Source organism: Magnetococcales bacterium (assembly GCA_015231925.1).
Taxonomy (GTDB): domain Bacteria; phylum Pseudomonadota; class Magnetococcia; order Magnetococcales; family JADGAQ01; genus JADGAQ01.
Genome location: JADGAQ010000019.1, coordinates 1 through 15,264 on the forward strand (window position 1 = coordinate 1; position 15,264 = coordinate 15,264).

At 61.2% G+C, this 15,264-nt stretch carries 11 protein-coding genes; 4 read left to right on the forward strand and 7 right to left on the reverse strand.

All coding sequences use genetic code 11. From position 1 onward, the window contains the following. The first annotated feature begins 337 nt into the window (after nucleotides 1–337). A complete protein-coding gene (locus tag HQL56_03990; protein MBF0308671.1) occupies nucleotides 338–1,204 on the forward strand; it encodes a formylglycine-generating enzyme family protein in 867 nt (288 codons plus the stop codon). Nucleotides 1,205–1,500: 296 nt separating this feature from the next. Here HQL56_03990 and mgtE (HQL56_03995) read toward each other — a convergent pair whose 3' ends face one another. After that, nucleotides 1,501–2,892 (reverse strand): magnesium transporter, encoded by a 1,392-nt coding sequence (gene mgtE / locus HQL56_03995; protein ID MBF0308672.1) that lies wholly within the window; start codon nucleotides 2,890–2,892, stop codon nucleotides 1,501–1,503. A 17-nt stretch (nucleotides 2,893–2,909) separates the two neighbouring features. Then, complete coding sequence (gene mgtE / locus HQL56_04000; protein MBF0308673.1) at nucleotides 2,910–4,301, reverse strand: magnesium transporter; 1,392 nt, start codon at nucleotides 4,299–4,301, stop codon at nucleotides 2,910–2,912. A 680-nt stretch (nucleotides 4,302–4,981) separates the two neighbouring features. Here mgtE (HQL56_04000) and HQL56_04005 point away from each other — a divergent pair. Then, nucleotides 4,982–5,809, forward strand: coding sequence for a universal stress protein (locus tag HQL56_04005; protein ID MBF0308674.1), 828 nt, complete (start codon nucleotides 4,982–4,984; stop codon nucleotides 5,807–5,809). A 477-nt stretch (nucleotides 5,810–6,286) separates the two neighbouring features. On the opposite strand, the gene mgtE (HQL56_04010) is transcribed toward HQL56_04005, so the two are convergent. Both mgtE (HQL56_04010) and HQL56_04015 read right to left on the reverse strand, forming a co-directional pair. Beyond that, a complete protein-coding gene (gene mgtE / locus HQL56_04010; GenBank protein ID MBF0308675.1) occupies nucleotides 6,287–7,681 on the reverse strand; it encodes a magnesium transporter in 1,395 nt (464 codons plus the stop codon). Nucleotides 7,682–8,001: 320 nt separating this feature from the next. Then, nucleotides 8,002–8,673: a TIGR00153 family protein gene (locus HQL56_04015; protein ID MBF0308676.1), complete on the reverse strand. Its 672-nt coding sequence runs from the start codon at nucleotides 8,671–8,673 to the stop codon at nucleotides 8,002–8,004. 181 nt (nucleotides 8,674–8,854) lie between these two features. Between HQL56_04015 and trkA the strand changes: the two genes are divergently transcribed. Both trkA and HQL56_04025 read left to right on the forward strand, forming a co-directional pair. Continuing rightward, complete coding sequence (gene trkA, locus HQL56_04020) at nucleotides 8,855–10,225, forward strand: Trk system potassium transporter TrkA (protein MBF0308677.1); 1,371 nt, start codon at nucleotides 8,855–8,857, stop codon at nucleotides 10,223–10,225. A 24-nt stretch (nucleotides 10,226–10,249) separates the two neighbouring features. Continuing rightward, nucleotides 10,250–11,686: a TrkH family potassium uptake protein gene (locus HQL56_04025; GenBank protein ID MBF0308678.1), complete on the forward strand. Its 1,437-nt coding sequence runs from the start codon at nucleotides 10,250–10,252 to the stop codon at nucleotides 11,684–11,686. A gap of 211 nt (nucleotides 11,687–11,897) precedes the next feature. Here the strand turns inward: HQL56_04025 and HQL56_04030 are convergent, their stop codons facing one another. Genes HQL56_04030 through HQL56_04040 form a run of 3 tightly spaced genes read right to left on the reverse strand, consistent with a single transcriptional unit; the run spans nucleotide 11,898 to nucleotide 15,201 of the window. Next, nucleotides 11,898–13,070 (reverse strand): acyltransferase, encoded by a 1,173-nt coding sequence (locus tag HQL56_04030; protein ID MBF0308679.1) that lies wholly within the window; start codon nucleotides 13,068–13,070, stop codon nucleotides 11,898–11,900. Further along, on the reverse strand, nucleotides 13,067–14,347 hold the full coding sequence (locus HQL56_04035; protein MBF0308680.1) for an ABC transporter ATP-binding protein: 1,281 nt from the start codon (nucleotides 14,345–14,347) through the stop codon (nucleotides 13,067–13,069). Before HQL56_04035 ends, HQL56_04030 begins: the two co-directional genes overlap by 4 nt. A gap of 11 nt (nucleotides 14,348–14,358) precedes the next feature. After that, the gene (locus tag HQL56_04040; GenBank protein MBF0308681.1) at nucleotides 14,359–15,201 is read right to left on the reverse strand and encodes an ABC transporter permease; all 843 of its coding nucleotides are present in this window, start codon (nucleotides 15,199–15,201) and stop codon (nucleotides 14,359–14,361) included. Between the last annotated feature and the right edge of the window lie 63 nt (nucleotides 15,202–15,264).

A 15,264-nucleotide genomic window follows, 5' to 3' on the forward strand; every position in this document is an offset into this window, starting at 1 on the left:
TCATGCTGCTGGCCCTGGTTCTCGGCGCGGGCATCGTGCTGGGGGCCATCATCAAAGGCATGCGCGAGCATCGCCGGGAGCAGGCCGCTCCCTCGGCCCCGGTCAGCCTGCGGGCCGCTTGAAAAGACCAGGGGTATATCTGTCCGCGTATACCAGGGTTCGGGGGGGATTATCCCCCCCGACGGGTCCAGGGCAGCGCCCTGGGACTATTCCTTTCGTTGTTGACGTACCGACCCCATGGGGTCCAGGGGGCACCCCTGGGACTTTTCCTTTCGCGGTTGATACCATCGCGCCGTGTTATGCAGGTTCTGAATAATTACGACTGGGGAAACAGACCATGGAACTGACCCTGCCCTTGACGAGAGAGGCGCTCCACCCCGAAACCGGGGCGGAAATCCTCGACTTTCTCGCCTTCAAACGGCTCAAACGGGTCGACCCCTCCCCTCCGTGGCAAACCTGGGAAGAGCCCCTCACCGGCATGGCCTTCGTGGCCATTCCGGCGGGGACTTTTCTCATGGGGGCTACCGAGTCGGAGAGCGATATCCTGTTGGAAACCTTGGGAGAGCGGAAATTCGCCCGCCACTTTCGCCATGAAGGACCACGGCACGCGGTCAGCCTCGATGGCTTTCATCTGGGGCGACATCCCGTCACCCAGGCCCAATGGCAGGCCATGGGCATGGAAAACCGTAGCGGCTTTGCCAAGGGCGGCGACTATCCGGTGGAGAACTGCTCCTGGAAGGAGGTCCAGGAGTTCATCAAGCGGCTGAACCGGCAAACCGGACGCAAGGCCTTTCGCCTGCCCACGGAAGCGGAGTGGGAGTACGCCTGCCGTGCCGGCAGCCGCACGCCTTTCGCCTTCGGGGAGTCGCTTACCTCGCAACAAGCCAACATCCATGACACCCCCGGTCTGTTTCGCAACGCCACCACGCCGGTGGGATCCTTCGCGCCAAACGCCTTCGGCCTCTACGACATGCACGGTAACGTGTGGAACTGGTGCGCCGACTGGTTCGACGCCGGCTGGTACGCCAAACCCGCCGCCCAGCACGGCAACCGCCCCTGCGGCCACTGGTGGACCGGCAAAAAGGTGCTGCGCGGCGGCTCCTGGTGCCACGGCTCCGCTTTCGCCCGCTCCAGCTGCCGCGACGCCCTGGCCCCCCATCTCAAAGATACCGACATCGGCTTTCGTTTGGTCCGCACGGACTGAACCCACTCCCCGTTTATCCCTATCTGTTCAGGTATACGGGGGTTCGGGGGGGATTATCCCCCCCGACGGGTCCAGGGCAGCGCCCTGGGACTTTTGCTGTTGACGTCCAACCCTATGGGGTCCAGGGGGCACCCCTGGGACTCTTCCTTTCGCCGTTGAGGCGATCATGCCGCTTAATGTGATTTTATCTTTATTCAGGAAAAGACACGTCAAAGAACAGAACATTTCCTTTTTTTGATACTTAAAGACAAATATTGAAAGGCAGCCGCCGGGGATCTCCCCCCGGCTGCCCGTTCCTAAAACCCGTAGACCAGAAAAGCGATGACCAGATAGTTGGTCGAACCCACCAGATCGATGAAGGCCAGGGCCAGCGGACCCGCCGCCACCGCCGGATCGGCCCCCAGCCGTTTGAAGAAGAAGGGCAGCGACAGGGCGATGAACGACGAGGCGGTGATGTTGGCCACCAACGCCGGCCCCACCACCATGGAGAGTTGCACGTTCTGGAAGATGAGATAGGCCGCCACCGCCAGGGCAAATCCGTAGACGCTGCCCTGAACCACATTGGCCCCCAACTCCTTGGCCAGCAGCTTGAAATAGTGACTCGGATTCACCAGCCCCAGCGCCAGACCCCGCACCACCACCGCACCGGTCTGCGAACCGGCGTTGCCCGCCATGCCGATGACGATGGGGAAGAAGAAGGACAACTGCACCACCTTCTCCAGGGTCTCCTCGAATCCGCCCAGAATGGCCGAAACCAGCAGATAGGCAATGAACGCCGTCACCAGCCAGGGCACCCGGGTCTTGAATATCTGCAACGGGGTCTGGGACATGACATCGGAAGCCTTCTTGTCCACACCCGCCATCTTCATCAACGACTCGGTGTGCTCCTCCTGAATGACATGCACCAGATCGTCGATGGCAATCTGCCCGATCAACACCCCGTCGTCATCCACCACCGGCACCGCCAGCAGACGGTATTTGGAAACCTGATTGGCCACCTCCCCCTGGGGGGTGTCAATGTGGACCTTGATCAGACGCGACTGGGCGAACTCCTTCAGAGGCTTGTGCGGATCGGAGAGAATCAGCTTGCGAATGGAGCAAACCCCGGTCAGCCGTTTCAGATCGTCCACCATATAGAGATAAAAGACCGAATCGTGGTCCGAAAGATCCTGAATGGCGTCGATGGCCTCGGCGGCGGTGGTCATCTCCGGCAAGGCGAAGATGCTGGTGGTCATCAGGGAGCCGGCGGTGCCCTGCTTGTACTGCAGCAGATCCTCGCCCTCCTCCTGAGGCTCCTGGCGCATGGCCTCCATCAGGCGCTTGGCCGACTCCTCGTCCATGCCGCTGATGCACCGGTTGCGCTCGTCCCGCGACAGGTTCTCCATGACCGCGAGAGCCTTTTCCAGCTCACAATGGGTCAGCAGATGGTTGCGCAGCCCATCCGTAACCAGCATCAGCACCCGCGCCGCCAGCTCCGGAGCCTTGACCAGGGCGAACAGCGCGTTGGACTTGTGTTCGGGAAAGTCGTTCAGAACCTGGGCCAGCTCCAACGGCTTCAACTTGCCCAGCAGTTGGGTCAGATGAAAGGTGGAGCCTTTGCGATAGAGGCGGTTGACCGCATCGACGATGCGCGAGTTGGTGGTCGGCTGATCGGCTTTCTTCTCGTCTTCCAGTATCATCATGCTCATGGCTGTATCGTCCGCTCTCAAAGGCCATAAACCAGGGTGGCGATGATCAGGTAGTTGATCACCCCCAGCACATCCACCGTGGTCAACACGTAAGGACCGCCCCCGACGGCGGGATCATGCCCCAGGCGTTGCAGCAGCAGGGGCAGCGAAGCGGCGATGACACCCGAATAGACGATGTTCGACAGAATGCTGATTCCCACCACGAAAGCCAGCGTGGTGCTGTGAAACACCACGATGGCGTAGGTGGATAAGGCAATGCCGTAAAACGAACCGATCAACAGGCCGGACAGGGTCTCCTTGGTGAGCAGTTTCAGGAAATCACTGACCTGAATGGCCCCGGTAGCCAAACCGCGCACCGCGACGGTCGCCGTCTGACTGCCGACATTACCCGCCATGCCGAAGATCATGGGCATGAAGAAACTCAACTGAATCACCGCCGCCATGGTGGCCTCGTATTTGCCCAGGATATAGGCCGCCACCAATCCTCCCAGAAACGGCCCCACCAGCCAGGGAATACGCCCCTTGGCCACCTTGATGAAGGATTGGGCCATGATGCTGAGGTTGGAGTCAGCGTCCACACCGCTGGCTTTCAACATCGACTGGGTGTGAACGTCCTGAATCACATGGATCAGATCGTCCACGGTGATGATGCCCCGCAGCACCCCCTGATCATTGACCACGGGCAGGGCCAGCAGACGGCTGCTGCTGATCAGATTGGCCGCCTCCTCCTGAGTGGCGGAGACGTTCACCGACATCACCCGGGGATCCATGATCTCCCGAAGGGGTTTCTCCGCCGGAGAGAGCAGCAGTTGCCGCAACGAGGTCACGCCGGTCAGGCGCTGCTCCTCGTCCAGGACATAGACGTAAAATACGAACTCGTGGAACGGCAGACTGCGCACCGTCTGAATGGCGGCCCGGGCGGTAATGCCCTCCTCCAGGGCGAAAAACCGGGAGGTCATCAGACTGCCCGCGGTGTTGGGCAGGTACTGCAACAGATCCTGGATCTCCTTGCGGATCTCCTGGGAGAGGGCATTCATCAGCCGGTCGCCAACCTCATGGCTCAACTTGCCGATGAGATGGCTGCGGGTGTCCGGAGCCAGGCTTTCCAGAATGGCCACGGCCCGATCCTGGGAGCAACTGGAAACGATATGGACCTGAAAATCGTCCGTCAGCTCCTTGAGGGTCAAGCCCGCCTGCATGGGGCTCTGGATCAGTTCGAAGAGATCCATGGCCTCTTCGAGGCTGTTGGAGGAGTTGATGACCTGGGCCACGTCTGCGGGCAGCAGCTTGCCCACGACCCGGGCCAATCGGGCCTGGGATCCCATCTGATAGAGGCGGTGAATGGCTTCGGCATACTTGGACGGAATGGCGGAATCGGCGGACTTCCCGGTTTCGATATCGACTTGCATTCTCACGACACCTGTTTTGTGATGAGAGGTTTGTCCCCTTGAAAACAATTAAGAATGGCCACGTTCCCAATACGGCCACGGCCCGGACGATGCCCTGCCCGGAGGGGACTCCATGGGGCAGTCATCGAAACGGAAATCCGGCCGGGAGGTTGCGACAGAAACCCCATCGGATCGCAAAGGATCGCTACGGCCTCAAAGCAACCTTGGGCAAGACAGGAATACGACTGGAACGGCCAACGACAGATTATCCCCAGGGGGTAGCGGCTGGAGCCGCGCCTGCGGGAAGGTCCCGGGCGGGAGAGCGATTCGGTGGGAAGGATAGCGGGGGTCGGAACGGCCCTCGGAACGGTCTCACCGGCTCACGCCGCACCAGAACAATGACTGTGAGTGTCCATATATCCTCCGGTTGAAGGTGGCAACCTGCACGTTGCAAACTGCCATTGTTCGACCACGGCAGTGTTGTAGGTTGCAATTTCCCGATCATGCGATATCGGATTCATCCAAGTCAAGGCAAAAAAAGTGGGACTATGGCGGCTATTTTTCCCATTCGCAAGTGGGAAAGGGCGGTGATTTACATGTGCATTATGCACATTGCAATTTGCCTTGAACTCCTGCCGCCAAAAGCTCACAATTTTCCTATTTCTTCGTGAAACGCCAATTGCCTGAGAGGTTGTCGAACCATGGGTCACATCACGTCGTCGAACGCCGGCCCGGTCAAGTCCCTGCTGCTGACCACAGACGGTTCCGAGTACAGTCGAGGCACGGAGCGGGTGGCCATCGACATGGCCAGGCAGCATGGTTCGCATGTTTATGCTTTGCGCCTGCTCATGTCTCCGAGCGGAACGGACGACGCCCTTCTGGAAGCGGAGGAGATTGCCCGGCAGATGGAGCTGCTTCAGGAGAGCTGCGCCGCGCATCATATTCCCTTCACACCGCTGACCCGTTCGGCGACGGATCCGGCCAAGGGTATTCTGGAGGTGGCTGCCGAGACGGAGACCGAGTTGATCGTGGTCGGGCGGCGGGGACGGCGAGGTTTGGCGCGTCACAAGGTGGGTGAGGCCACCACCACCATTCTGGAGGAGGCGGTCTGTCCGGTTCTGGTGGTGCCGCGTCTGGTTTCCATCTGGAGCAACGGGGTGTTGGCCGTCACCACGGCTTCCGAGTCCGCCGCGCCGCGTGCCGCAGCCCGCATGGCGATACATGCCGTGGTGCCCATGACATGTTTGATGGTGATTGACGAGGATGCGGAGGATGCGGCTCGGGAGGAGGCCAATCGACTGCTGGCCATTCAGGTGGAAGAGGCGGAAAAAATGGGTCTGGCCGCTGCGGGGGTTCTGCAGGCGGGAGCCTTTGATGAAACCGCCATGGATCTGGCCCGGCAGCGTTCGGCAGATTTGTTGGTGTGTGACTATTTTGATGACCGCTCCCTGCTGGAGAAGCTCTTTCACCCCAGCTCGCTGATCAAGCTGATCGGGCAGGCGCACTGTCCCGTCCTGGTGGTCAAATAATGAATACGGGGGTCCGGGGGGGGATTATCCCCCCCGGCAGGGTTCGGGGCCGCGCCCCGAGGTGTTGACCTGGCCTTTGGCGGGTCGAAGCCCTGAAAGAAAGCGCACCAACCCGGCCCACCGCACAATCCTGTTGAACACTTCGACCCGCCGGAGAGGGCACGGGGAGGGACTCATCCTCCCCATCCTTTTGAAACACGCCAACTCATCCCCGGTTTGGACTTTCAGAAAAAAGGAACCTCCCCTCTCCGAACAGCCCCGGCTTTGTCCTGGTGGGGCGTTCAAGGATGGGGAGGATGAGGCCCTCCCCTAACCCCCTCCAGGCGGGTCGAAGTGGTGACGGGGTTCGGCAGCGGTGCGACGTTGGGAATTTCACCCTTTGGCTTCGACCCGCCACGTCAACGGCTAAAACCCTGGGGCTCCGCCCCAGACCCCGCCAGGGGGGATAATCCCCCCCGGACCCCCGTATTAATTTAACTACAGCCCGTACAGCGCGTTGGCCACCAGGAAGTAGGTGCCAACGCCCAGGAGGTCGATCGCCGTCAGGACAAACGGCCCCGAAGCCACCGCCGGGTCGGCGCCGATCCTCTGGAAAAACAACGGCAGACTCGCCGCCAACATGGCCGCCATGGTCATATTGAGCAGTATGGTCGCCACCAGCGTCTGACTCAATGCCAAGTCGCGATAAAACACATAAGCAATCACACCCAGCAAGACCCCGTAAAACCCTCCCAACAACAACCCCACCCGCAGCTCCTTGAGCAGCAAAGGCAATAGCTGATTGAGTTTCACCGCACCCGTGGCCAACCCCCGCACCGCCACCGTGGCCGCTACATTGCCCACATTGCCGGCCATGCCCAGAATAATCGGCAGAAAGGCCCCCAAGGCCAACACCTTGCTCAAGGTGGTCTCGAAAGAGTTGATCACCAGACTGGCCCCCAGCCCCCCCACGAAGGCGGCGATCAGCCAGGGCAGCCGGATGCGGAAAATCTTGAAGGCCGAGGTGGCCAGGATTTCCGAACTGCTGGTCCCGGCGTGCTTCAACACCTCGTCGGTCACCTCCTGCTCCAAAACCCCGATCACATCATCCACCGTCACCAGCCCGACCAGAACCCCCTGTTCATCCACGACCGGCACGGCCAGCAGCCGGTATCGCCGGGCGATTTCCGCCACCTCGTCCTGGGGTGAGCTGGTGCGCACCTTGACCACCCGCCGGTTCATCATCTGCGCCAGGGTATATTCGGGCTTGGCCAGCAGCAGCTGCCGCAACGAACTCACTCCCGACAACCGCCCCTCCCCGTCCACCACATACAGATAGAATACCATCTCGTAGGTCGGCAGATTGCGCACCGACTCGATGGCATTTTGCACGGTCGTGGCTTCGTTCAGGGCGAAAAACTGCGTCGTCATCAACCCGCCCGCCGTATCGGGATGATACTGCAGCAGGTTCTCCACGTCCTTCTGGGCCTCCTTGTTGAGGCTCTCCAACAGGCGTTGAGCCAGCTCGGCATCCAGATGGCCGAACAGATCGGTGCGGGCATCCGGCGCCATCTTTTCCAGAATGGGAATGATTTTTTGCATCTCCCCGTCCTTCAGAATCTCGTTCTGCAGGGAGACGCTCACCTCTTTGAGTACGGAAGCGGCCGTGGCTGAGGCTGGAATCAGATAGAAGATTTTGGCCGCATCATCCTCGGGAAAGTGGTCCAGAATCTGAGCCATATCCGCCGGGAGCGTCTTGCCAAGAATCTTTTGTAATGGAGTAAAGGATTGTTTATTATATAATCGGCTAATGGTTTGAGCAAACATCTCAATCTGCGTGCGTTCGCTGCCCTTTCGAGTCTCTCCATCGGTACTGATCATCATTCCACTCATGGCAAGCCTCTCTCTCTCGCTAAAGAAACAGCCAATCGTTTGCCGTCGAAACGACAAACCCGGTATGCAGGCAATTGACGAACGTTTGGGGAATCGAGTCGGGACAACCCATCCGGAGGCGCGCGACCGGCACACCGGATGAGAGAAGCCTGCCAGGGCCTTGCATGGAAAAACGCAAATGAGCTGCGGCAAGCCGGAGTGCATTATGCACTCGGCTGAGAAAATTGGACAGGTTTAAACCGTGGCAATCTCGGGATGCCTGGTTTTTCCGCGCATATGGGGCAGCGGGGGTATCATCCCCCCGAACACCCCTGTGCACCTCAGCGCAGCAGCCGCAGTCGCACCCCGATTTTGGCCGCTAGATCGGCCAGATCGCCGATCCATCGCAACAGGTGGTACCAGAAGACCACCGTGGTGGGTTTATGATCATCCTCGTGCAGAAAGAGATCCCGCGCCAGATCGCGCACCATGGCGGCGGCCTCCTTTTCGGTTTGGCTCAAACGGGCCACCCGCTCCATCACATCCTTCGACTCCCGCCCTCCGAAGCCCATCTCCACCAGCTGTTCCATCTCGCCCTGGATGTCGAACACCTGCTCGCAGGCGGCAACCCCCTTGTTGGCCAGGGCGATGAGGGAGTCGGCCATCACCGGCAGCATCTCCATCTCCCGCACCAGGATGAATCCGGCAATCTCCTGGGACTTGTCGGCGATATCGTCCTGAAGTTCCCAGATCTCCAGGAGATCCCGACGATCCACCGGCATGAAGACGCTCTTGTGCAGCCGGTTGCGCATCTCGTTTTCCAGCGAGTCGGCCTCCGCCTCCAAGGCATCGATGCGGGCCACCAATTCACCGCACCGCGCCGTATCCCGGTTCTTCATCGCCTCCAGAAGCTCCGGCACCAGACGAGCGCAGGCAATCACCGTCTGCATATGGTGGCGCAACGGTTTGCACGGCGACTTGCCAAACAGCGTGGTAAACGGGCTGGTCCCCATAAAAGCTCCCTCTTCGGCCTGGAATGTCAGGAAGATGTCAACACATCCCAACATCTTGTAAGGTTTTTATAAATATCTCCCTTGCGTCCCCCGCCAGATTTGTCACAATTTGCACTGCACAATCAAGTGCTGTCCATTTGCTCTCCTTTTTTCGGCGCCCTCCGTCCTTCGGGAGATTGCCATGCAAACCGAGGTCATGCACGTCGTCATCTTTGGCGCGGGACTTGTGGGGGCCGCGCTGGGACGACACATCGCCGATCAGGGGCACGATGTCTGGTTCATCGAATCCAACCCCGAAACCGTGCGCAAACTGCGGGAACGCTACGACGTGCAGATCGTCCAGGGCTCGGCGGAAGACCCGGAAACCCTTCAGGAGGCCGGCGTGTCCCGGGCCGATCTGATCCTGGTGGTCACCAACCTCGACAAGACCAACATCATCCTCACCCTCATCGCCCGTTCCCTCAATCCGAGCGCCCGCATCATCCTGCGGGTCAAGGGGGAAGAGTACCTCAACAACAAACTGCTGTGGAAATCGGCCAACCTGGCCGACACCGTCATCATCTCCCCGGAACACTCGGTCATCGACAAGGCCATGGCCATCCTGGAGGTGCAGCAGGCCTTCGATGTGGCCGAATTCGCCGACGGCGAGATCCGCGTGGCCGGGTTCCGCCTGGAAGAGGGCTCCCCCCTGATCGGCAAGCCCCTCAGGGAGGTCATGCCCAACTACGACCGGCGCATCCTGGTGGTGGCGGCGGACCGCGACGGCCAGGTCTTCACCCCCAAGGGGAGCAGCGTTCTGCAACTCGGCGACCGGGTCTTCGTCACCGTGCTGGCCGCCGTCGACATGGACGCCCTGCTCTCCCTCTTCGGCAAAACCTATCGCCACAATCCCAAATTCGTCCTGGCCGGCGGCAGCCCCATCGGGGAATCCATCGCCCGGGAACTGGAACATCGCGGTCACAAACCCGTGCTGCTCGAACCCGACTTCAACCGCTGCCGTGAGCTGGCCGGACTGATGAAACACACCGTCGTCCTGCACGGCGATGTGGCCGACGCCGCCCTGTTGCAACGCATCATCGACGAAGACACCATCTTCCTCTCGGTCACCACCTCCCAGGAGGTCAATTTCCTGGTCTCCATGCTCTCCCGCAAACTCGGCTCGGTGCGGGCCATCACCATGATGGACAACGAAGCCTATCTGGCCATGGCCCCCTCCCTGGGGGTCGACGCGGTTCTGAGTCCGCGCATCTCCGCCGTGGGCGCCATTCTGCGCTATGTGCGCATGGGCCGCATCCTCGATTCCGCCATGCTCCTCGACGGACAGATCAACCTGCTGCTGGCCGAGGTGGAGCCCCGCTCCCACCTGGACGGCATCGCCGTGCGACAAGCCAGCTTCCCGCCGGGAGTCCTCATCGCCGCCGCCATCCACAACAACCGCGCCGTGGTGCCCGACGGCGACATGGTGCTGCATGCCGGGGACAGGGTGTTGCTGGCCACCCCCATGCTGAAATCCCTCTCCACCCTGGACGAGTTGATCGCCCCCAAACGGTAATCCGCCCTCCGAAAGGCCAACGGCATGAACCTCCTCATGAACATCCGCATTCAGGCGGTCATCGCGGCCATGCTGGCGGTCTTTCAGCTCCCCTCCCTGATGCTGGCCTATGCTCGCGGGGAGCCGAGCCATTATCATCTGCTCTCCATCGCCTTCGCCACGGGGATGGCTCTGACCTATCTCCTCACCTTACGCGCCCGCGTCGACCTCTCCGCCCGGGACGGGGTGCTTTCCGTGGCCCTCGGCTGGGCCAACACCATCTTTCTCGGGGCCCTGCCCTACATCTTCGCCGACAAGCTGGGCTGGATCGACGCCATTTTCGAATCGACCTCCGGCTTCACCACCACCGGCAGCTCGGTGCTGACCGATATCGAAGCCTGGCCCCAGTCCCTGCTGCTGTGGCGCTCCACCACCCAATGGCTGGGGGGCATGGGCATGCTGCTGCTGGCCACCGCCATTCTGCCCTTCCTCGGGGCCGGCGGCATCCAGATCATGAAGGCGGAAGTGCCCGGTCCCAGCAAGGACAAACTGGTGCCACGGGTGGCCTCCACCGCCCGCCTGCTCTGGGGCATCTACCTTTTTCTCACCGTGCTCTGCGTCATCGCCTACCATCTTTCCGGCATGACCTGGCTCGACGGGGTGAACCACGCCTTCTCTTCCATGGCCACCGGCGGCTTTTCCACCCGCAACGCCAGCATGGCCGCCTTCTCTCCGGCAGCGCAATGGTGGGCCACCTTCTTCATGGCCGCCGCAGGCGCCAACTTCGTGCTGCACTACCGCCTGCTCCTCAGGGGAGACGGTTCCATCTTCAAGGATGACGAACTGCGCTGGTACCTGGCCATCATCCTGGTGGTGGGGCTCTTCTGCTCCTGGGTGGCCTATCCCCTCACGGCGGAACGCGACCTCGAAACCGCCTTGCGTCAGGGCTTCTTCCAGGTGGTCACCATCATCACCACCACCGGGTACGCCAGTACCGACTGGGAGACCTGGCCCCTCTTCGCCCAACTGGTGCTGGTGGGCATCATGATCCCCGGTTCCATGGCCGGCTCCACGGCGGGCGGCATCAAGGTGGTGCGCCTGGTCATCATCGTGCGCATCTTCTCCGCCGTGGTCAACCGTCTGTTGATGCCGGAACGGGTGGTGGTGGTCAAACTCAACGACAAGGAAGTCCCCTTCGACATCGTCGAGTCGACAGTGGCCCTGGTCTCCGCCGCCGCCGCCGCCGTGGTCATCGGCACCATCATTCTGGTCGGACTGGGCATGGACCCCGGCAGCGCCTACTCCGCCGCCCTCACCGCCTTTTCCAACGTCGGCCCCGGCATAGGCTCCGTCGGCCCCATGGACAACTTCTCCGCCGTTCACGACATCGGCAAGGTGCTGCTCTCCTTCCTGATGGTGCTGGGCCGACTGGAGATCTTCACCCTGATCATGCTCTTTCTGCCCCGCTTCTGGAAACCGTGAACCGGCTGACATGGCATCTGTCCAGTCATACGGGGGTTCGGGGGGGATTATCCCCCCCGACGGGTCCAGGGCAGCGCCCTGGGACTTTTCCTTTCGCCGTTGACACGATCATGCTGCACCATGCAGGGGTCTGAATAGTTACAAAAAGTCAAAGGACAGAACATTTCCTTTTTTTGATACTTAAAAGATAAAATATTGAAGGTCAAAAAATTTAGAATATCTTCCCGCCATTGACGGCTTTGCCCAGACGGATGCAGGGCAGCTCGACCCAGCGGTAGAGCCATTCCGACAGCCACAGGGTCAGCGGCAGGGAGATGAGGAAGCCGGTCAACCACGCCCCGTCAACCGGCATCCCGGCTGCGACCAGGCGCTGCAGCAGCCAGGGCGTGAAAGCGAGCAGCACGGTGACATGGCACAGATAGAGGCCGTAGGAAACCCGCCCCAGAAACCGCACCGGCTGGCTGACCAACCAGCGCTGCAACTCCGGCATACCCAGCACGGAAACGAGAATCAGCGCCGCACCGCAACCGGTGACCAGCCGCATGACCGGATTGGTGACGAAATCGCTCACCTCGAAGAACCTCTCGAACCACACGCCCACCAGGGTGTTGCGCCCGCTGTACAACAGCAGCCCCACCCCCAGCATGAACCAGCGCACCAGGGACGGCATGGCGAGAACGCGGCTCTGAACCTGCTGGAAGTGTCTGGCCAACAGCACCCCCAGGGTAAAGTGCAGCAAGGCCGGGGAGACCCCCGCCACCAATCCGGCAAGGCAAAAGGCCACCAGCCAGGCCGTGCCACGAAAAGCCAGCAGCACCATGAAGGGAATCAGAAAAGAGAAGTGCATCTCCAGACGCAACGACCAATCCTGGAAGAGCAAGGCCTCCGGCGGTCTGCGAAAAATCAGCGCGGCCTGCCACAGGAAGGAGGTCAGATCCACCTCTTTCTGCCACAAACCCCGATACCAGATCGACACCGACATCGGCAGCTCCCGCACCTCGAACAGGTAGTGCCGCACCAGCCAGGAGAGCGCCAGCACCACCAGAAACGGGCCGCCGATGCGCACCACCCGGGCCAGGTAAAATCCCGCCAGGCTGAACCGCTCCGCTGAAAAACGCTCCTGCCGGGCGAAATATTTGCGCGTCAGCACCAGCCCGCTCAAAACGAAGAACAGGGAAACCGCCGCAAACCCGTCCCACACCATATGCAGCGGCGAGGAGACAAACATCTTTTTTACCAGCGCCGGGGTCATCTGTGGAAACCCGAAGAACCCCAGATAGTGGTCGCAGAAGACCACCAAGGCGGCCACGCCGCGCACCCCGTCCAGGTAATCGATACGCTCCGACGATTCGCCGCCGGCGGGGATGGCGTTCGGGAGGCTCATGCCCGCTGATCCGCTTCGACCTGCCACAGCAGCAGGGGGCGCAGACTACCCGGCATCTCGCCGGCGTATCCGCAACGGGTCGGGCAACCCTCGATCGGATCGCGCACCGAAAGGCACAGGGCCCCGTACTCCAGAACGTGATCCCGGATCAGGGAATGGAAAGAGGAGATGGCCAGATCGATGAAGTAGGGTCCGTCGTTGAAGAAGTTGCCGGGAATATGGCACACCGCCCGATGCACCCCCGGCTCCTTCGGAGGCGGGGCGGAGCAGATGGAAAAGAAGGCCATGCTGCCATCGGAGCGATTGACGCGGATATTGGGATGGAGTTGACCGGGGGAATGTTTCAGTATCTCGTAGGTCAGGGTGACGGTGAAGGGTTTGTCGATATCGACCTCCGGGGCGATGTCGCCATTTTCATCCCGCACGGCGGCGTGGAGCAGGCGCACCGTATCGTTGCCGGCGGGGCGCTCCCGGCGGGTGAAGTCGCAACTGGCGGCCCCCTGGCCGTCGTCACTCTTGTAGTAACTCAGCACCACGTCGCCGGGACGACCGTCGGCGACGATACGCCCCCGCTCCAACAACACCGCGCGACTGCACAGGGAGAGAATCATGGACATGCTGTGGCTGACGAAGAGGACGGTACGTCCTTCCTGACTGACCTCCTGCATGCGACCCAGGCACTTCTTCTGGAAACGGGCGTCCCCCACCGCCAAAACCTCGTCCACCAGGAGGATTTCCGGGTCGAGGTGGGCGGCCACCGCGAAGGCCAGACGCACGTACATGCCGCTGGAGTAGCGTTTGACCGGGGTATCCAGAAAGGTTTCCACCTCGGAGAAGGCGACGATTTCGTCGAACTTCCGGGTAATCTCCCGACGCGACATGCCCAATACGGCGCCGTTCAGGAAGATGTTCTCCCGGCCCGTCAGTTCCGGATGAAAACCGGTACCCACTTCCAGCAGGGTTCCCAGACGGCCCCGGACTTCGATGCGACCGCAGGTGGGCTCGGTGATGCGGCTGATGACCTTGAGGAGGGTGCTTTTGCCGGCGCCGTTGCGTCCGATGATCCCGACCACTTCTCCGGGAGGGATGTCGAGATCGATCCCCTGCAGGGCCCAGAAGCGGCGCGAGGCCTCCTCCGAGGGGCGTTGCCCCGTCAGCAGACGCCACGGCGCGGTGACCAGCCGGGTCAAAGCGCTACGGAAATCTTCCGCGTGGCGGGTGCCCAACAGGTACTCCTTGCCGACGCCACGCGCCTTGATGGCCAGATTGTCCAACACGCCCTCCGGGATCAGATCAGGTCGGCCAGTTGCCGCTCCAGACGTTTGAACAACCACGCCCCGGCCAGAAAACACAACAAAGCCACGGCCATGGAGATCGACAACCCCGTCCAATCGAAGGCCTTGCCGAGAAAGGCGGAACGGAACCCCTCCACCAAACCCGCCAGGGGATTGAGATGGAGCAGCCACTGCCACTCTTCGGGTACCAGAGACGCCGGATAGACCACCGGCGTGGCATACATCCACAACTGAAGCGTAAACGGCACCACATAACGAAAATCGCGATAGCTGACGATCAGAGCCGAGAACATGGCCCCCACCCCCGCCGCGGTCACGATCACCGCCAGGGTCAGAAAGGGTACCGCCAGCAGATTCAGGCTCCAGGGCACCCCGTACCAGAGGGTGAGCAGCAACAACACCGCCATGCTCAAGGCGAAATCGACCAAGCCGATGCCCACCGCGGAAAGCGGCATGATCAGGCGCGGAAAGTAGACCTTGCTCACCAGCTGCGAGGCCCCCACCATGGCATTGGAGCAGTTGCTCACCGCGTTGGAAAAGAAGAGCCAGGGCAGCAGCGCCGCAAAACAGAAAACCGGATAGGGATAGCCGTCGGAAGGCAAGGCGGCCAGTCGCCCGAAAATGACCGCGAAAACGGCCATGCCCGCCAGCGGTTGAAGTATGGCCCACAACACACCCAGCACGGTTTGCCGGTAACGCACCTTGAGATCGCGCTGGGTCAGCACCCACAACAGCTCACGATAGGCCCACAACTCCCGCCAGTCCAAACTTCGCCAACCGGAGGAGGGTTCGATCACCCGCAAGGGTGGCAGCGACGTAGGGGAGGGAGCGGTCATGAATGCACGGTCCTCAAGGCAAACAGGTTCGTTGATCGGAGATTGCCGAAATCCGGGCGGAGC

Coding starts and splice junctions, on each gene's coding strand:
- HQL56_04030 (MBF0308679.1), bottom strand. CDS start 13,070: ATGAGCCTCCCGAACGCCATCCCCGCCGGCGGCGAATCGTCGGAGCGT.
- HQL56_04005 (MBF0308674.1), top strand. CDS start 4,982: ATGGGTCACATCACGTCGTCGAACGCCGGCCCGGTCAAGTCCCTGCTG.
- HQL56_04025 (MBF0308678.1), top strand. CDS start 10,250: ATGAACCTCCTCATGAACATCCGCATTCAGGCGGTCATCGCGGCCATG.
- HQL56_03990 (MBF0308671.1), top strand. CDS start 338: ATGGAACTGACCCTGCCCTTGACGAGAGAGGCGCTCCACCCCGAAACC.
- mgtE (MBF0308675.1), bottom strand. CDS start 7,681: ATGAGTGGAATGATGATCAGTACCGATGGAGAGACTCGAAAGGGCAGC.
- mgtE (MBF0308672.1), bottom strand. CDS start 2,892: ATGAGCATGATGATACTGGAAGACGAGAAGAAAGCCGATCAGCCGACC.
- trkA (MBF0308677.1), top strand. CDS start 8,855: ATGCAAACCGAGGTCATGCACGTCGTCATCTTTGGCGCGGGACTTGTG.
- HQL56_04040 (MBF0308681.1), bottom strand. CDS start 15,201: ATGACCGCTCCCTCCCCTACGTCGCTGCCACCCTTGCGGGTGATCGAA.
- mgtE (MBF0308673.1), bottom strand. CDS start 4,301: ATGCAAGTCGATATCGAAACCGGGAAGTCCGCCGATTCCGCCATTCCG.
- HQL56_04015 (MBF0308676.1), bottom strand. CDS start 8,673: ATGGGGACCAGCCCGTTTACCACGCTGTTTGGCAAGTCGCCGTGCAAA.